The sequence below is a fragment of the Salinifilum aidingensis genome, from assembly GCF_054782015.1.
On record NZ_BAAGTH010000001.1, the window covers coordinates 217,853 to 234,595 of the forward strand.

Genomic DNA, 16,743 nt, shown 5'->3' on the forward strand with positions numbered 1-16,743 from the left:
ACCGTGACCGCCACCCGCGAGAGTCAGCGCGAAACCCGCCGACGCGGTAACGGCCCCGTGCAATGGTGGGAACGAAGCGTCGTACCCAGCGTACGGGGCATCCCGCTGTGGGGGGCGTTGCTGCTCGCCGCGCTTCCCACCGCGCTCGGAGCCGCACTGGACGTCCTCGTCTGGTCGCGGCCCTCCCTGATCGTCTCGGCGGCGTTCTTCACCGGCAGCGTCCTCGCGGTCGGGCTGACCCGGCGCAAGAGCGTGTTCGGACCGATGGTGCAGCCTCCCCTCGTCCTCGCGGTGGTCGTGCCCGCGGTCGTGCTGCTGACCAGCGGCGGTGGGGGCGGCGGCGTCATCGGTGCCGCGCTGAGCCTGCTGCAGCCGCTCATCAGCAGCTTCCCCGTCATGGCGGCCACCACGACCGCCACGCTCGGCATCGGACTGGTCCGCATCTTCGTGACGCAGCGCGACCCGCGGCGCCGGCGCGCCTCGACCGAGGCCGCCATCGCGCACGGCGACGACAAACCGACGAAGAAGCGCAAACCCGTCGATCCCGAGGCCGGCGGTGACAAGGACCGGGCGGCCGGCGGTCGGCAACGAGGCCGGGGCGGGCGAGGTCGGTCCCAGCGGAAGTCCCCCGCGGACGCACCCGCGCGGAAGAAGGAGGGGGCCGCTCGCGAGGAAGGCCCCGCGCGGAAGGAGAGCGCCGCGCAGCAGGGTTCTCCCCCGCGCAAGCGCGGATCGTCCCCGCGCGAACGCGACGCCCCGCCGAAGAAGGACTCCCGCGCGAAGCGGGAAGCTCCGCCGAAGAAGGACGCCCCGGCGCGCAAGAGGAAGGACCCCGCCGAGGAACCCGAACCGCGGGCTCAGGCCGACCCGCAGCGCGCGGCGCGCCCGCCCGCTCGGCGACCGCAGAAGCAGCCCCCGCCGAGCGGCCAGCAGCCGCCCCGCCGCGGGGAGCAGCGCGCCGCGCCGGAGGGGCGGCGCCCGTCGCAGGGCAACACGCCGGGCAGGCCGGCACCGGGGCGGGGCCGCCCTCCCGAACCACCGCCGGGGCGGGGTCAGCAGCCGCCGCGGCGCCCGCGCCCCCCGCACGAGCGCTGAGAGCCCGCCCGGGGCGACCCGGTCCCGGGCGGGCGGAGATCCCTCGACGTCAGCGGACGCTGGAAGGCTGGTCGGGGTTGTTGTCCAGGTCCTTGCGCAGCTCCCGGGGCAGGGCGAAGGAGACCTTCTCGTTGGCCGTGGTCACCTCGTCCACGTCGTCCCAGCCCTGCTCGGCCAGGTAGTCCAGCAGCTGCATCACCAGCACGTCCGGCACCGAGGCCCCGCTGGTCACACCGACCGTGCGCACGCCGTTCAGCCACTCCGGCTGCACCTGGCGCGGGAAGTCGATGAGCCGCGCGTCCGAAGCGCCGGCGTCGAGGGAGACCTCCACCAGCCGCTTCGAGTTCGACGAGTTCTGCGAGCCCACGACCAGCACCAGGTCGCACTCGGCCGCCATCGCCTTCACCGCGTGCTGCCGGTTCGACGTGGCGTAGCAGATGTCGTCGCTCGGCGGCGCCTGCAGGTCGGGGAACCGGCCCTGCAGCTGGTCGACGCGCTCCATCGTCTCGTCGACGCTGAGGGTCGTCTGCGACAGCCACACGACCTTGTTCGGATCGCGGACCTGGACCTGGTCCACGTCCTCGGGCTTGTCCACGAGCTGGACCCGCTCGGGCGCCTCACCCGCGGTGCCCTCGACCTCCTCGTGGCCCTCGTGCCCGATCAGCAGGATGTCGTAGTCGTCCCGGGCGAACCGGTTGACCTCCTTGTGCACCTTCGTGACCAGCGGGCACGTGGCGTCGATGGTCTGCAGGTTGCGCTCGGCGGCCTCCTGGCGCACCGCCGGGGAGATGCCGTGCGCGGAGAACACCAGCAGGGAGCCCTCCGGCACTTCCTCGACCTCGTCGACGAAGATCACGCCCCGTTCGGTGAGCGTGTCGACCACGTGCCTGTTGTGCACGATCTCCTTGCGGACGTACACCGGCGGACCGTAGTTCTCCAGGGCTTTCTCCACCGTGATGACGGCGCGGTCGACGCCGGCGCAGTAACCGCGCGGCCGGGCGAGGAGGACGCGTTTGCCGTTGCCCGTCGCCCCGTCCGCGGACGAGAGGGCGGCTCCGGCTGTGTCGTCGGCTGTGTCGTCGGCGGCTTGGGGGGCCTGCGGCGAGCTCGTCATGCCACCAAGGGTACGGATCGCCGCGGAAAGCAGTCAGCCGCAGCCGCCTCCTCCCCGCCCCGCCGTGGGACACGGAACACCCGGGTGGCCGCCCGACGCGTCCCGCCCCATGGATTCGCGCGCCCGCCTGGGGCAGGCTGGGCACATGCGATCGTTCCCCCTCCCCGTGCGGGTCGCCGCCGGCGCCGCCGTGACCGCCGCGGAATGCGCGCGGCGGGCCCCCGGCGCGCTCGCAGGACTGCCGATCACCGCGCTGAGCTGGACGTTGCAGACGTCGATGCGGCTGCAGCAGCAGGTCACCGAGCTCGCGCTGAAGGGCGACACCGCACTGGCCGGGCTGGGGCGCCCGGAGGAGCGCCCGGCGTGGGCGACCTTCGACGAGGACGACGAGGACGAGGTGGGGTCGACCACCCCGGCGGGGGACGATCTCGGTCCCGCCGGTCCGGTGGAGGAGGATGGGCCGGGCCCAGCGGCCGCGAACGCTCCGCCGGGCCGCGCCCGGGACGACGCGCCACCGGCGTGCCTGCCCGAGTACACCTCGCTGTCGCTGGCGCAGCTGCGCGGCAAGCTCCGCGCGCTGTCCGAGGACGACCTGGTCGAACTCGTGCGCCACGAGCGCGAGCACGCGGCCAGACCGGAGTTCGAGCGGATGCTCAGCAACCGGCTCGACCGGATCCGCACCGGTCGCTAGCCCGCGCCCACCAGCACACCGACGAAACCGCACGCACCGACGACCCCGGGAGCAGCACTGAGTTCCGCCACCAGCGCCGACCAGCCGTGGCCGGTCCGCACCGTCGCCCGCAAAGTGGCCGAGTGGATCCACCGGCTCGGCGCCGTCTGGGTGGAGGGGCAGATCACGCAGATCTCGCTGCGGCCGGGCGCGAAGACCGCGTTCGTCACCCTGCGCGACCCGAGCGCCGACGTCTCGCTGACGCTGACCTGCGCCGCCTCCCTGCTGCGGGGGATGGACCCGGCGCCGGTGGAGGGCACGCGCGTCGTCGTGCACGGCAAGTTCGACTTCTACGTCGCCCGCGGCACGCTGAGCCTGCGCGTGGACGACATGCGCCAGGTCGGCATCGGCGAGCTGCTCGCCCGGATCGAGCGGCTGCGGCAGCTGCTCAAGGCCGAAGGCCTGTTCGACCCGGCGCGCAAGCGGGAACTGCCGTTCCTGCCGAACCGCGTCGGCCTCATCACCGGGCGGGCCTCGGCCGCCGAGCACGACGTGCTCAGCAACGCCCGCCTGCGCTGGCCCGCGGTGAGCTTCGAGGTGCGCAACGTCGCCGTGCAGGGGGCCAGCGCGGTCAGCCAGGTCCTCGACGCGCTCGACGAGCTCGACCGGGACCCGGCGGTGGAGGTGGTCGTGCTCGCGCGCGGCGGCGGCAGCGTGGAGGACCTGCTGCCGTTCTCGGACGAGACGCTGTGCCGGGCCGTGGCGAACTGCCGCACCCCGGTCGTCAGCGCGATCGGGCACGAGCCGGACTCGCCGCTGGTCGACCACGTCGCCGACGTGCGCTGCTCCACCCCCACGGCCGCGGGCAAGCGCGTCGCCCCGGACGTGGCCGAGGAGACCCGGCAGGTGGGGCAGCTGCGCGACCGCGCCCGCCGCGCCCTGCAGGGCTGGGTCGAGCGGGAGCGGCGCACCGTGGAGGCGCTGCGCAGCCGCCCCGCGCTGGCCGACCCGCACGGACCGCTGCGGCAGCGCGCCGAGCAGGTCGAGCAGATGCGGCAGCGGAGCCGGCGCGCGGTGACCACCCTGCTCGGCACCGAGCAGCGCGCCCTGGCCGCGATGCGGTCGCGGCTGACGACGCTCGGTCCGGCGGCGACCCTTGCGCGCGGCTACGCGATCGTGCAGCGTGTCGACTTCCACGGTGTGGACGGAGTCGTGCGCTCGGTCGACGAAGCTCCCCCTGGCACCCGCCTGCGCGTGCGGGTCGCCGACGGGGTGCTGCACGCCGTGGTCGGCGAGCACGGTGCGGACTGATCGGTGAGGAACACGACGTGCACACTTCCCCGCGACACACACCCGCCGGCGACACCGCCCGCGGTGCCGGGCACCGGCAACCGGTGTTCCTGCCGCTGACGGTGCAGGTCGCGCGTTCGGTCGCCACCGCGGAGCCGAAGCGCGCCGAGGCGCCGCGCCGCGCCGCGCCCGCCGGTGCGGCGGGCGCCCCCTCCCCCGGTGCGCGAGGCGGCCCGCGCGGTGCCCAGGGATCCGGTTCGCAGGGGTCCGGTGCCCAGGAGCCCGGTGCCCAGGGGTCCGGAGCACGGGGTTCCGCCCAGGAGGTGCGCCGCTGCGCCGAGGCGGCGGAGTTCACCGCGGACGGCTGCTGGAACGCGCTGCGCGGCGGTTGCCGCTCGGCGGAGCGCGCCCTGCTGCCGGCGCGGCTGGACGACCTCGTGCAGGCCGCCTCCGACTACGTCGACCCCCGGTGGTGGTACGGCAGGGGGTCACCGCACCGGCGTAAGGTCGCGGAGGCGCAGCAGCGCATCGACGAGGCCGTGCACGAGGGGGACGGCGCCGAGTTCGCCGAGGCGTTCGTCGGCTACGACCAGGCGCTGGCCACCGCGATGGTTTCCGCACGCACCACAGTGGAGAGTTCGACCCGTTGAGCGACACGCACGACACCCCCGAGGACCCCGCGGAAGCCGCGGAGGGCGGCCCGCGGGCCCAGGCCGCGGAGGCCGAGGCGGCCGAGCAGGCGGTGGCCGCGGAGTCCGAGCCCTTCGACCCGGTCGCAGCGCACCCCGAGGTCGCCGAGCTCGGCTACGAGCAGGCCCGCGACGAGCTCGCCGACGTGGTCAAGCGGCTCGAAGCCGGCGGGCTGTCGCTGGAGGACTCGTTGGCCCTGTGGGAACGCGGCGAAGCCCTCGCCACCGTGTGCGAGCGGCACCTCGCCGGGGCGCAGGAGCGGGTCGACCAGGCGCTCCAGTCCGTCCAGGAGGACGGATCCGAGTAGAGCCACCTGTTCGCGCGCGGGGTTCAGCAGCAGAACCCCCCGCGGCGGGTCCGGTTGCTCGAGCTCCGCTCGACGCTGACGCATCGAAGAACAGTTCGGTTCGCGCTCGTCGCCCCGCGTCCTGCGAAACCGGCACGGGGCTTCGGTTCGCGCACCTTCGCCAGCGCAGCGGCCCCGGCTCCGCCAGCGGCCGCGCGAACCCGCCCCGGGCTCCGCGGGAGCAGGTCCTTCAGCCGGCGTCGCGGAGGGCGGCCCGGGCGAGCTCGCGGAACTCCGACCGCTGCCCGTCGCCGGTGATCAGCAGGTGCGCGCCCCCGCGCTCGGTGATCCAGGCCCGCTCATCGCGGATGCTGTCGTAGATCACCCACCGCTGGCCGCCGACCTCGGCGGTGCCCCGCGCCCGCGGCCGCTGCTGCCGGGTCTCGGCGGCGACGAACTCCTCCTCCGCGGCCGCGGACTGGGCCAGCCGGAGGTAGTGCCGCGCGCCGGTGACCCATCCGACGCGCACGACCTCGTCGTGGGAGGGCAGCGTGGTCACGTTGGCCGAGTTCGCCTGCCAGCCGTCCGGCACCCGCGGGTGCGCAAGCGGGAAGTCCACCCGCTCCTCCGCCTCGTCGAGCTCGCGGGCGGCGTTCACGCTCGGCGCGGCGGAGCCGTCCACCTCGGGCCCGCCGGGGGTGAACGAGCAGCGGCCCATCAGAGCGGTCACACCGCCGACCACGAGCGCCAGCGCGAGCACGGCCATGACCATCCCGGTCATGGTGCGCTGCTGACCGGAGTTCGGCTGCTGGTTGCGGGACTGGGCCACGACCCGCATGCTCTCACCCGTCCGCAGAAGCGCCCCCGCCCACCGGGCACCGACGTGTCGTGTCCCACCACACAGCGGTGCGCGACCCGATCATCTGCCAGGATCCGGCGCACCGAGGCGCCACACACGTCGGGGACGGCACCTCGGCGGCATGCAACGACGCATCACGGGGAGGGCCCATGAGCACTGCCGGCGCGCAGGGCACCAACGAGGCTGCGCAGGGCATCAACGATGCCCCCGACCGCAACCTGGCCATGGAACTGGTCCGGGTGACCGAGGCCGCGGCGATGTCCGCGGGACGCTGGGTCGGACGCGGCGACAAGAACTCGGGGGACGGCGCTGCCGTCGACGCCATGCGCAAGCTCATCAGCACGGTGTCCATGCGCGGTGTCGTGGTCATCGGCGAGGGCGAGAAGGACGAGGCGCCGATGCTGTACAACGGCGAGCACGTCGGCACCGGGCAGGGACCCGAGTGCGACGTCGCCGTGGACCCGATCGACGGCACCACGCTGCTGTCCAAGGGGATGCCGAACTCGTTGTCGGTGCTGGCGGTGGCCGAACGCGGCGCCATGTTCGACCCCTCAGCCGTGTTCTACATGGAGAAGATCGCCGTCGGCCCGGAGGCCGCCGGCACGATCGACCTGAACGCTCCGGTGGCGGACAACATCCGCCGGGTCGCCAAGGCGAAGTCGCTGGACGTCTCGGACGTGACGGTGTGCGTGCTGGACCGCTCGCGGCACGAGGACCTCGTCGCCCAGGTGCGGCAGGCCGGCGCCCGGGTCCGGTTCATCAGCGACGGGGACGTGGCCGGTGCGATCGCGGCGGCCCGGCCGAACAGCGGTGTGGACATGCTGCTGGGCATCGGCGGCACGCCGGAGGGCATCCTCACCGCCTGCGCGCTCAAGTGCATGGACGGCGAGATCCAGGGGCGGCTGTGGCCGAAGGACGACGCCGAGCGCGCCCGCGTGTCCGAGCTGGGCTACGACCCGAACCAGGTGCTGGGCACCTCGGACCTGGTCGGCGGGGAGAACTCGTTCTTCTGCGCCACCGGCATCACCGACGGCGCCCTGCTCGACGGCGTGCACTTCCGGGCGAACCGGGCGACGACGCAATCGATCGTGATGCGCTCCAAGTCCGGCACCGTGCGCGTGGTCGACGCCTCGCACAAGCTGGCGAAGCTGCGCGAGTACGCCAACGTCGACCTCGGCAGCCCCGAGGACGGCTGACCGGGCCCGGCTGGGGGAGTCCGCGGACCGCACCGGGGCGGTTCGGCGGCCGACGTTCCGGGGGCGGCTGCAGGCCCGCTCGTCCCGGCGCTTCCAGCCGCCCCGGCACACCCGTCCCCACCGCTCAGGTGTCCATGTCCGAGGAGTGCCCGGGGAACAGGTGAGCTCCCGGGTCGAGCTCGACCGCGATGTTGTTCACGGCCGTGGCCGCCTCGCCGAACCCGGTGGCGATGAGCTTCACCTTCCCCGGGTAGGTGGCCACGTCCCCCGCGGCGTACACCCGCTGCCGGGCGGTGCGCATGTGCGTGTCCACGTGGATCGACCGCTTGTCGATCTCCAGCCCCCAGGACTCGATCGGCCCGAGCGAGGCGGTGAACCCGAGGGCGGCGACGACCGTCTGCGCGGGCAGCACGCTGCGGGCGCCCTCCCGGTCGACCAGCTCGACCTCCGCCACCCAGCCGTCACCGCGGACGGCGGCGATCTCGGTGTCGGTCAGCACCGGCAGGCCCAGATCCGTGACCTTCTGCATCAGCCCCGGGTGGGCGCGGAAGCGCTTGCGGCGGTGCACCAGCGTCACGCTGCGCGCGACGGGCTGCAGCGCCAGCGCCCAGTCGAACGCGGAGTCCCCACCGCCGACGACGACCACGTCGTGTCCACTGTGAGCGTCGATCTCGGGGACGAAGTGGACGACGCCGCGGTCGAACCACCCCTCGGCCGCGGGCAGCGGCCGCGGGGTGAACTCGCCGATCCCCGCGGTGATGAGCATGGCTCGTCCGCGCACGGAATCACCGCCGGACAGCTCCAGGACCAACCCTTCTTCCACATCGGACAACTGCTGCGCGGCCCTGCCGAGCAGGTAGTGCGGATCGTACTGCGCGGCCTGCTGCACCAGCCTGTCCACGAGTTCGCGGCCGCGCACCTCCGGGAAGCCCGCCACGTCGAAGATCAGCTTCTCCGGGTACATCGCGGTGACCTGCCCGCCCGGTTCCGGCAGCGCATCGACGAGCGCCGCGCTCAGACCGCGGAACCCCGCGTAGTAGGCGGCGAACAACCCCGCGGGGCCCGCGCCCACCACGATGAGGTCGACCTCGTGGGTCTCCGCCATGTCCACCACCTCGCGCTCCGCCGCGACGGACACCCCCAGCGTATCCGCTCCGCCACCCGCACGTCGCCCGCCACGCGGCGGAGCCGCGCGATCGCCCCGCCGGCCGCGCGGAAACCCCGCGCCCGCGTCCCCGCGCCAGCGGCGCAGCGCGGACGAGGAGCAGGTCACCGGCGCCGCCGCAGCACGCCGCCCCGGTAGCGCGGCGCACGTCACACCCGGGCCTACGCACGCCCGGGACAACGCGCGAACGCGGCCGAGGTTGTTGGTCCGAATTCCGCAATCGCCACCCCGCAGCCGGCGGTACTCAGCAGTAACCGGGAGGCCTACCTTCACGTCGAAACGACGTCGGCACGGGAGGAACCCCGATGCGAAAGTCCACATTGCTCGGCGGGATCGCCGCAGCGGTACTGGGAATGGGGTTGCTGCCCACCGCAGCGAACGCCACACCCGAAACCGGCGACACATCGCAAAAGTCCACTTCGGAGTCCTCCGCGGGTTCCCCGGGCCAGCTCATCGTCGGTGGCCACGAATCCACCGAGCAGTACGACTGGATGGCCTCGCTGAAGTACCAGGGCGAGCACAGCTGCGGTGCTTCGCTCATCGACGAGCAGTGGGTGCTGACGGCGGCGCACTGCGTCGAGGAGCGGCAACCGGCCGATCTGAGCCTGCGCATCGGCAGCCCGAACCGCAGCTCGGGCGGCACCGAAGCCGGCGTCGCCGAGATCGTCGCGCACCCCGACTACGCGGAGAAGTCCCCCAACGGCGACATCGCGCTGATCAAACTGGACCGCGCGGTGCAGCAGGAACCCATCAGCATCGCCGAGAACGCCGGCCCGCCGGGAACGCCCTCCCGGATCCTCGGCTGGGGCGTCACCTGCCCGCTGCGGGGCTGCGGCCAACCGCCCGAACAGCTGCGGGAGCTCGAGACCCACGTGACCGACCCGCAGCAGTGCTCGCTGAGCTCCATCGACGAGCAGACCGAGATCTGCACCGGCAGCGAGGAACTGCTCGCCAACGCCTGCTTCGGCGACTCCGGCGGCCCGCAGCTGGAGGGCCGGCCCGGTGACTGGCAGCTCACCGGGGTGACCAGCCGCCTGGGCAGTCCGGCACCGGTGTGCGGCACCGCTCCCTCGGTCTACACCGACGCGACCGCCTACACCGACTGGATCAACGCGACCACCGCCTGACAGGGCTTCGCCAGGTCCTCGTGCTCGTCGCGGGGTGGGCGGCTCGGGACCGCTGGGAGGGGCCTCCTGCACGTCCCGACCACCGACCACCCGCCCCGGACAACGGGCATCGAGCAGCCACCAGCGGTTCGGCGCGGGGCGCTGCTGACGGCACGCCCCGCGCCGAACCGCGTCCGCGGACCGCCCGGCCGGCGCGCCCGAACCGCGCGGGCCCGGCACCCGCGCATCAGCGCCTCCCCGCGGCCCCGCGCCGAGCGGGCGGGGGCGGCGGCGGCCGTGTGACCGACCGCATCGGAATCGATCGGGAACCGGACTCCGCCGCATTGCCGGCGTGCCCGGCGGCGATGCCGGGAGGCCGTTACCAACCCCACAGGCGACCCGCGCTGACCGGGCCGCGGCCGAAGCGGGAGACTTCAGCCATGGCTGAACAGGAATACCGGATCGAACACGACACCATGGGCGAGGTGCGGGTCCCCGCCGACGCCCTGTACCGCGCGCAGACCCAGCGCGCCGTGGAGAACTTCCCCATCTCCGGCCGGGGTCTCGAACGAGCCCAGATCCGGGCGCTCGGACTGCTGAAGGCGGCCACGGCCCGGGTGAACGCCAAGCTCGGCGTGCTGGAGGCGGACCTCGCCGAGGCGATCGCCCGGGCCGCCGACGAGGTGGCCGAGGGCGAGCACGACGACCACTTCCCCATCGACGTGTTCCAGACCGGCTCCGGCACCTCGTCGAACATGAACGCCAACGAGGTCATCGCCACGCTGGCGACCCGCTCCCTCGGCCGCGACGTGCACCCGAACGACCACGTCAACGCCTCGCAGTCGTCGAACGACACCTTCCCGACCACCATCCACGTGGCCGCCACCGAAGCCGTGCTCACCGACGTGATCCCGGCCCTGGAGCACCTGGCGAGCACGATCGAGCAGCGCGCCGCGGAGTGGAGCGAGGTCGTCAAGTCCGGCCGCACCCACCTCATGGACGCCGTGCCCGTCACCCTCGGCCAGGAGGCCGGGGCGTGGGCCGCGCAGATCCGCTACGGCGTCGAGCGCCTCCGCGCCGGGCTCCCGCGCCTCGGCGAGCTGCCCATCGGCGGCACCGCCGTCGGCTCCGGCCTCAACGCGCCGCAGGGCTTCGGCGACGCGGTCTCCCGGGAACTGGCCGAGGTGACCGGCCTGCCGCTGAGCGAGGCCGCCGACCACTTCGAGGCCCAGGCCGCGCAGGACGCCGTGGTGGAGACCTCCGGCAGCATGCGCACCGTCGCCGTGAGCCTCACCAAGATCGCCAACGACCTGCGCTGGCTCGGGTCCGGCCCGCGCACCGGCCTGGCCGAGCTGGCCCTGCCCGACCTGCAGCCCGGTTCGTCGATCATGCCGGGCAAGGTCAACCCGGTCATCCCGGAGGCCACGCTGCAGGTCGTCGCCCAGGTCGTCGGCAACGACCAGACCGTGTCCTTCGCCGGTTCGCAGGGCAACTTCCAGCTCAACGTGATGCTGCCGGTCATCGCCCGCAACGTGCTCGAATCGGCCCGCCTGCTCGCCGCCGCGTCCCGCCAGCTGGCCGACCGGGTCTTCGCCGGGATCACCGTCAACGCCGAGCACGCCCGCGAGTACGCCGAGGGCTCCCCCTCGATCGTCACGCCGCTCAACCGCTACATCGGCTACGAGGAAGCCGCCGCGGTGGCCAAGCAGGCCCTCAAGGAGCGGCGCACGATCCGCGAGGTCGTGCTCGACCGCGGCCACGTCGAGGCCGGCAAGCTCACCGTCGAGCAGCTCGACGAGGCGCTGGACGTGCTGACCATGGCCCGGGGCGAGCGCTGAGCACCCGTCCGGGCGCGGACAGGCCCGCGCCCGGACTCCCGCGCGGAGGACGCGGTCGCGCGCGAGCCCGCCGGCCCCGCGCGCCCGGACGTCCCCGCGCGGGGCGGGCGCAGCCGCGCTCCCGGGGGCCTGCCCGCCCCGCCGGGGAGCGGTGGAATCCTGGGGGCATGCAGCACGGCGAGCAGTTCGACCCCGAGGAGCGCGCCTCCGCCCACGAGCCCGACGTCGAGGGAGCCGAGGGCTGGGAGGACGAGGACGCCGAGGCCGAGGCGGAATCGGTCGGCTCCATCGACATCGGCCCCGGGACCATCGACCCCAGCGAGTTCCAGGTGCCGCGGCGCCCGGTCTCGCCGGACTACTACGTGGCCGTGCTCCTGCTGCGCACCACCTCCGAGGAGGAGGGCCACCGGCCGCTGTACGAGGAGTCGTTCGTGCTGCTCAAGGCCGAGTCCGCCGAGGAGGCCGAGACCAAGGCGGGGGACCTGGCCAAGCAGCAGCAGACCACCTACCGCGACGAGAACCACACGCTGGTGACCTGGAAGCTCGAGCGCGTCCTCGAGGTCAAGCCGCTCGAGGACTCCTCGTTCGACGACGGGACCGAGCTGTACAGCCGGTTGTTCCGCGACTACCGGGCCTACCGCGCCTTCGAACCGCACCTGGACGGGGAGCTCTGAGAGCCCGGTTCCGCGGACGCCGACCGGAGGACGCCGGTGGCCGCGGCAGCGGGCCGCCCGGCACCGGCGCGGTGACGCCCACCAGCCGCAGCTCGCGCCGCTGCGGTCCGCGCGCACTGCGGTGAGCAGTACGTGTCGTCGCCCGGGCGCCGAGCCCGTATGCTGACGAGATGTGCAGTTCTTGAACGGGCAGCAGCCCACCACCGACCTGACCTACGACGACGTCTTCCTGGCGCCCCGCCGCTCCGGCGTCGAGTCGCGGTTCGACGTCGACCTCGCGGCCAGCGACGGCACCGGCACCACGCTGCCGCTGGTCGTGGCGAACATGACGGCCGTCGCGGGGCGGCGGATGGCCGAGACGATCGCCCGCCGGGGCGGGATCGCCGTGCTCCCCCAGGACGTCGACCCCTCGGCGGTCTCCGAGATCGTCTCCTGGGTGAAGCAGCGCCACCCGGTGTGGGACACACCGATCGTGCTGCACGCCGACGCCGCCGTGGCCGACGCGCTGAACCTGTTGCCGAAGCGCGCGCACGACGCGGTCGTGGTCGTCGACGACGAGGACCGGCCCACCGGCGTGTTCCGCGAGGCCTCCAGCGCCGGGGTCGACCGGTTCTCCCGGCTCAGCGAGGTGGCCGACCCCGACCCGGTCGTGCTTCCGCTGGACACGAAGCCGCGCGAGGTCTTCGAGCACCTCGACCGGCAGGCGCGGGACGTGGCCCTGGCCGTCGACGACGACGGGCGGCTGGCCGGCATCATGACCGGCCGGGCCGCCCTGCGCTCGGAGATCTACACCCCCGCGCTGGACGAGCGGGGGCGGCTGCGCATCGGCGCGGCGATCGGCGTGAACGGCGACGTGGCCGCCAAGGCCTCGGCGCTGCTGGAGGCCGGGGTGGACGCGCTCGTCGTGGACACCGCCCACGGCCACCAGGAGAAGATGATCAGCGCGCTCGAGGCCGTCCGCACCGTCTCGCCGAGCGTGCCCGTCGTCGCCGGCAACGTGGTCACCGCCGAAGGCGTGCGGGACCTGGCCGTGGCCGGCGCCGACGTGATCAAGGTGGGCGTCGGGCCGGGCGCGATGTGCACCACCAGGATGATGACCGGCGTGGGGCGGCCGCAGTTCTCCGCGCTCGTCGAGTGCGCCGAGCAGGCCCGCGCGCTGGGCAAGCGCGTCTGGGCCGACGGCGGCGTGCGGCACCCCCGGGACGTGGCGCTGGCGCTGGCGGCCGGCGCGTCCTCGGTGATGGTGGGCTCCTGGTTCGCCGGGACCTACGAGTCCCCCGGCGACCTGCAGCGCGACGAGCACGGCAACGCCTACAAGGAGTCGTTCGGCATGGCGTCCAAGCGAGCCGTGAGCGCGCGCACGCGCAGCGACAACTCCTTCGACCGGGCGCGCAAGGCGCTGTTCGAGGAGGGCATCTCCAGCTCCAAGATGCGGGTGGACCCGCAGCGGCCGAGCGTGGAGGACCTGCTCGACGAGATCACCTCGGGCCTGCGCTCGGCGTGCACCTACGCGGGCGCGCGCGACCTGGAGGAGTTCCACGGGCGCGCCGTCGTCGGCATCCAGTCCGCGGCGGGGTTCGCCGAGGGCAGGCCCCTGCCCAAGGGCTGGTGACGGTGGAGCGGGAGCGGCGCGCGCCGGCTGCGCCGACCGGGCGCACCTGATCCGGGAGGCCCGGGGCTCGGCCGGCGCGAGCTTCGCGGAGCTGGTCAGCCCGTGAGCTCCGCGAACAGGTCCACGGGATTGCCGTCGGGGTCGAGCACGGTCGCGTAGCGCTGGCCCCAGGGGGCGTCCCGCGGTTCGTGGTGCCCGTCGTAGCCGGCAGCGGTGATCTCGGCGTACGCGCCGTCCACCGCCGAGGGCGAACCGCAGTCGAAGGCCAGCGCCGCCCGGTGCCCGCCGGACGGCGGAGCCCAGGAGGGGTCGATCGAGCGCACCGTCTCAGCGGTGTCCCACATCAACCGCACCCCGCTCGGCAGGAGCACGTCCACGTGACGCTGGTCGTCGGCCCCCGCGGGGACGTCGAGTCCGAGCAGGCGGTAGAACGCCAGCGTCTTCGCCATGTCGTCGGCGACCAGGCCCAGGGCGCTGAATTGCATCGTCATGGGTGAAGCGTAGGGGTCGCGCGGACGGCCGGCATCGAACGGATCGGACGTCAGGCGGAGGGTCCCACCACCACTCGCTCCGGAGGTCGTGCACGCGTCGTACCGGCGGGGGAACCGGCACGACGCGTGCACCGCAGCCGCGTCAGGACAGGTACTCCTCCTCCAGCATCTCGGTCACCAGCGCCGCCACGGGCGAGCGCTCGGACCGGGACAGGGTCAGGTGGGCGAACAGCGGGTGCCCCTTGAGCTTCTCCACCACCGCACCGACCCCGTCGTGCCGGCCCACGCGCAGGTTGTCGCGCTGGGCGACGTCGTGCGTGAGCACGACCCGGGAGTTGGAGCCGAGCCGGGACAGCACCGTGAGCAGCACGTTGCGCTCCAACGACTGCGCCTCGTCGACGATGACGAACGAGTCGTGCAGGGAGCGCCCGCGGATGTGCGTCAGCGGCAGCACTTCCAGCATCCCGCGGTCGAGCACCTCGTCGATGACGTTCTGCCCGGCCACGGCGCTGAGCGTGTCGAAAACCGCCTGGCCCCAGGGCTGCATCTTCTCGCCCTCGCTGCCGGGCAGGTAGCCGAGCTCCTGCCCGCCGACCGCGTACACCGGGCGGAAGACCACGACCTTGCGGTGCTGCTGCCGTTCCAGCACCGCTTCCAGACCGGCGCACAGCGCCAGCGCTGACTTGCCCGTGCCGGCCCGCCCGCCGAGCGAGAGGATGCCGACGCCCTCGTCGGCGAGCAGGTCCAGCGCGATGCGCTGCTCCGCGGACCGACCGTGGATCCCGAACGCCTCCCGGTCACCGCGGACGAGCTTGACGCGCTTGTCCGCCGTGACCCGCCCGAGCGCGCTCTGCGAACCGGACAGCAGCCGCACCCCCGTGTTCGCGGGCAGTTCGGCGGCCTCGGCGAGGTCGGCGGAGCCCTCCTTGAACAGGGTGTTGATCTCCCCCGGCCCGGCGTCCACATCGGCCATTCCGGTCCACCCGGAGGAGATGACGTCCTGGGCGCGGTACTCCTCGGCCTCCAGCGCCACCGAACCGGCCTTCACGCGCAGCGGCATGTCCTTGGTCACCAGGGTCACCGCCGCCCCCTCGGCGCGCAGGTTCAGCGCGCACGCCAGGATGCGCGCGTCGTTGCTGTCGGTGCGGAAACCCGGTGGCAGGACGTCCTGATCGGAGTGGTTGAGCTCCACCCGGACGGTCCCGCCGGACACCCCGACGGGGATCGGTTCGTCCAACCGCCCGCACCGGCAGCGCAGCTCGTCCAGGCCGCGCAGTGCTTCCCGGGCGAACCAGCCCAGTTCGGGGTGGTGTCGCTTGCCTTCCAGTTCACCGACGACGACCAGCGGCAGCACCACGTCGTGCTCGGCGAAGCGGTTGAACGCCCACGGGTCGGACAGCAGCACCGAGGTGTCGAGCACGTAGGTGCGGCCGGCGGCGGCATCGGACCGGGTTCCGGCGGGAACGCCGGGTGTCTCGGCGGTGGCGCGCTCGCCAACACCGGCGGTCCGGGATTCGAACGGGGAACGTCGTGCGGTCACGGCAACTCCCTCGCGGGCGCCGCGAGGACGCCCGCTCGTTGGTGGGCCGGGTCTGCCCTACCCGCGCCGGATCGCGGCGACCGGACAGCCGCGCGGGCCGGGACCCGCCCCTCGCGACCACGGTGGACGGCGCTGCCGCCCGTCGGCGACCACGAACCATCAGCCACGATCAGGGCCTCCCGGACGGGCCGTACGGACTGAGCTGGCCCGTCACCGCGGACGCTACCGCCGCGAAGCCCGCTCAGCAGGCAGCCACACAGGTGATTCCAGTCCTACACCGACGGCGGTAGCGCGGCGCGGAGCCGCGAGAACCCCCGAACGGCGGTTGTCCGCGGCCGCCCCGGCGTAATCGACTCGTGAGCGCAACCAACTCGTGAGCGTAATCGACTCGTTACTTTCGGCCCGACACGCCGGGACGTGTCGGGCGACCGCTTGGCCGCGGACTGGCCATCGCGGTCAATCCCCACGGACGGGTGATCGCAGCTTCGGGGTAGATCCACGATCCGCGCTCAACACCCGCCCGATGATCACACTCCAGTGTGATCGATAGAAGAATTCCAATGGGCGTATTGTGACGACTCGGCATGTGCGGCAACATGAAGCCAGCGCGACACGCCGTGTTCCGTTGTTCGCGCAAGTGGATGCGCGTATCCAAGAACCACACAATGGTGGTAACTCGGTACCGTTCACCGGATTTCGTGGATATGTTTTTCCGCGGGTGCTCCCTCGGAGTGAGGTCCGAGGCCGGCCGCCCCGGGCGAACGGCCCGCGGGTTCCGGAGAATTCGCACTCACTTCATCAGCGTCCAACAAGGAGCAACGGAAGTGCTGAAGAAAGCAGCGATCGTGTCCGGCGCCGCAGCCGGAATGTTGGCCCTGGCCCCGATGGCCAACGCGGACAGCATGGACAACGACGGTGTCGGCGTGCTGAACGACGACAACATCAGCGCCGTTCCGGTCCAGCTGTGCAACAACAACGTCAGCGCCGCCATCGGCATCACTGCGCCGATCCTGTCGCCGCAGGACGCCAGCTGCACCAACGCGCCGGTGGTCGACCACCCGTCGCAGCAGGGCTGACGACCGACGAACGAACCGGTCAACGAGGCGCGGCGGGCAAG

General features: G+C 73.2%; 16 protein-coding genes. 11 read left to right on the forward strand and 5 right to left on the reverse strand.

Annotated elements, in window-relative coordinates; translation table 11 throughout:
• Positions 1 to 57: 57 nt before the first annotated feature.
• Positions 58 to 1,095: a DUF6542 domain-containing protein gene (locus tag ACYVJE_RS01035; protein WP_461142842.1), complete on the forward strand. Its 1,038-nt coding sequence runs from the start codon at positions 58 to 60 to the stop codon at positions 1,093 to 1,095.
• Positions 1,096 to 1,144: 49 nt separating this feature from the next.
• Here the strand turns inward: ACYVJE_RS01035 and ACYVJE_RS01040 are convergent, their stop codons facing one another.
• On the reverse strand, positions 1,145 to 2,209 hold the full coding sequence (locus ACYVJE_RS01040; protein ID WP_461142843.1) for a 4-hydroxy-3-methylbut-2-enyl diphosphate reductase: 1,065 nt from the start codon (positions 2,207 to 2,209) through the stop codon (positions 1,145 to 1,147).
• Between the two features lie 145 nt (positions 2,210 to 2,354).
• Between ACYVJE_RS01040 and ACYVJE_RS01045 the strand changes: the two genes are divergently transcribed.
• From ACYVJE_RS01045 to ACYVJE_RS01060, 4 genes are all read left to right on the forward strand, one after another.
• Entirely contained in the window at positions 2,355 to 2,900 is a 546-nt protein-coding gene (locus ACYVJE_RS01045; protein WP_461142844.1) for a lipid droplet-associated protein, read from the forward strand.
• Positions 2,901 to 2,957: 57 nt separating this feature from the next.
• A complete protein-coding gene (gene xseA, locus ACYVJE_RS01050) occupies positions 2,958 to 4,190 on the forward strand; it encodes an exodeoxyribonuclease VII large subunit (protein ID WP_461143142.1) in 1,233 nt (410 codons plus the stop codon).
• 17 nt (positions 4,191 to 4,207) lie between these two features.
• Entirely contained in the window at positions 4,208 to 4,819 is a 612-nt protein-coding gene (locus ACYVJE_RS01055; protein ID WP_461142845.1) for a hypothetical protein, read from the forward strand.
• A gap of 92 nt (positions 4,820 to 4,911) precedes the next feature.
• Positions 4,912 to 5,166: an exodeoxyribonuclease VII small subunit gene (locus ACYVJE_RS01060; protein ID WP_461143143.1), complete on the forward strand. Its 255-nt coding sequence runs from the start codon at positions 4,912 to 4,914 to the stop codon at positions 5,164 to 5,166.
• Positions 5,167 to 5,395: 229 nt separating this feature from the next.
• On the opposite strand, the gene ACYVJE_RS01065 is transcribed toward ACYVJE_RS01060, so the two are convergent.
• A complete protein-coding gene (locus ACYVJE_RS01065; protein ID WP_461142846.1) occupies positions 5,396 to 5,983 on the reverse strand; it encodes a DUF4245 domain-containing protein in 588 nt (195 codons plus the stop codon).
• A 170-nt stretch (positions 5,984 to 6,153) separates the two neighbouring features.
• Between ACYVJE_RS01065 and glpX the strand changes: the two genes are divergently transcribed.
• Complete coding sequence (gene glpX / locus ACYVJE_RS01070) at positions 6,154 to 7,200, forward strand: class II fructose-bisphosphatase (RefSeq protein WP_459158396.1); 1,047 nt, start codon at positions 6,154 to 6,156, stop codon at positions 7,198 to 7,200.
• A 124-nt stretch (positions 7,201 to 7,324) separates the two neighbouring features.
• Here glpX and ACYVJE_RS01075 read toward each other — a convergent pair whose 3' ends face one another.
• Positions 7,325 to 8,305: an NAD(P)/FAD-dependent oxidoreductase gene (locus ACYVJE_RS01075; protein WP_459159910.1), complete on the reverse strand. Its 981-nt coding sequence runs from the start codon at positions 8,303 to 8,305 to the stop codon at positions 7,325 to 7,327.
• Positions 8,306 to 8,670: 365 nt separating this feature from the next.
• On the opposite strand from ACYVJE_RS01075, the gene ACYVJE_RS01080 reads away from it, so the two are divergent.
• From ACYVJE_RS01080 to ACYVJE_RS01095, 4 genes are all read left to right on the forward strand, one after another.
• Positions 8,671 to 9,492 (forward strand): S1 family peptidase, encoded by an 822-nt coding sequence (locus ACYVJE_RS01080; protein WP_461142847.1) that lies wholly within the window; start codon positions 8,671 to 8,673, stop codon positions 9,490 to 9,492.
• Positions 9,493 to 9,911: 419 nt separating this feature from the next.
• Positions 9,912 to 11,309 carry a class II fumarate hydratase gene (locus ACYVJE_RS01085; protein ID WP_461142848.1) on the forward strand — a complete coding sequence of 466 codons (1,398 nt, stop codon included), beginning with the start codon at positions 9,912 to 9,914 and terminating at the stop codon, positions 11,307 to 11,309.
• Positions 11,310 to 11,476: 167 nt separating this feature from the next.
• Complete coding sequence (locus tag ACYVJE_RS01090) at positions 11,477 to 11,983, forward strand: DUF4288 domain-containing protein (protein WP_461142849.1); 507 nt, start codon at positions 11,477 to 11,479, stop codon at positions 11,981 to 11,983.
• 172 nt (positions 11,984 to 12,155) lie between these two features.
• Positions 12,156 to 13,595, forward strand: a complete 1,440-nt coding sequence (locus ACYVJE_RS01095) for a GuaB1 family IMP dehydrogenase-related protein (protein WP_461142850.1) — start codon at positions 12,156 to 12,158, stop codon at positions 13,593 to 13,595.
• Between the two features lie 95 nt (positions 13,596 to 13,690).
• On the opposite strand, the gene ACYVJE_RS01100 is transcribed toward ACYVJE_RS01095, so the two are convergent.
• Positions 13,691 to 14,086, reverse strand: coding sequence for a VOC family protein (locus ACYVJE_RS01100; RefSeq protein WP_461142851.1), 396 nt, complete (start codon positions 14,084 to 14,086; stop codon positions 13,691 to 13,693).
• Between the two features lie 142 nt (positions 14,087 to 14,228).
• Positions 14,229 to 15,506, reverse strand: coding sequence for a PhoH family protein (locus ACYVJE_RS01105; RefSeq protein WP_459159909.1), 1,278 nt, complete (start codon positions 15,504 to 15,506; stop codon positions 14,229 to 14,231).
• 944 nt (positions 15,507 to 16,450) lie between these two features.
• Between ACYVJE_RS01105 and ACYVJE_RS01110 the strand changes: the two genes are divergently transcribed.
• A complete protein-coding gene (locus ACYVJE_RS01110; protein ID WP_459158390.1) occupies positions 16,451 to 16,702 on the forward strand; it encodes a hypothetical protein in 252 nt (83 codons plus the stop codon).
• The last annotated feature ends 41 nt before the right edge of the window (positions 16,703 to 16,743 follow it).

What these genes read in the sequence shown, in the direction of transcription:
- ACYVJE_RS01040 (WP_461142843.1), bottom strand. Translation starts at nt 2,209, where the DNA reads ATGACGAGCTCGCCGCAGGCCCCCCAAGCCGCCGACGACACAGCCGAC.
- ACYVJE_RS01045 (WP_461142844.1), top strand. Translation starts at nt 2,355, where the DNA reads ATGCGATCGTTCCCCCTCCCCGTGCGGGTCGCCGCCGGCGCCGCCGTG.
- ACYVJE_RS01065 (WP_461142846.1), bottom strand. Translation starts at nt 5,983, where the DNA reads ATGCGGGTCGTGGCCCAGTCCCGCAACCAGCAGCCGAACTCCGGTCAG.
- glpX (WP_459158396.1), top strand. Translation starts at nt 6,154, where the DNA reads ATGAGCACTGCCGGCGCGCAGGGCACCAACGAGGCTGCGCAGGGCATC.
- ACYVJE_RS01075 (WP_459159910.1), bottom strand. Translation starts at nt 8,305, where the DNA reads ATGGCGGAGACCCACGAGGTCGACCTCATCGTGGTGGGCGCGGGCCCC.
- ACYVJE_RS01080 (WP_461142847.1), top strand. Translation starts at nt 8,671, where the DNA reads ATGCGAAAGTCCACATTGCTCGGCGGGATCGCCGCAGCGGTACTGGGA.
- ACYVJE_RS01085 (WP_461142848.1), top strand. Translation starts at nt 9,912, where the DNA reads ATGGCTGAACAGGAATACCGGATCGAACACGACACCATGGGCGAGGTG.
- ACYVJE_RS01090 (WP_461142849.1), top strand. Translation starts at nt 11,477, where the DNA reads ATGCAGCACGGCGAGCAGTTCGACCCCGAGGAGCGCGCCTCCGCCCAC.
- ACYVJE_RS01100 (WP_461142851.1), bottom strand. Translation starts at nt 14,086, where the DNA reads ATGACGATGCAATTCAGCGCCCTGGGCCTGGTCGCCGACGACATGGCG.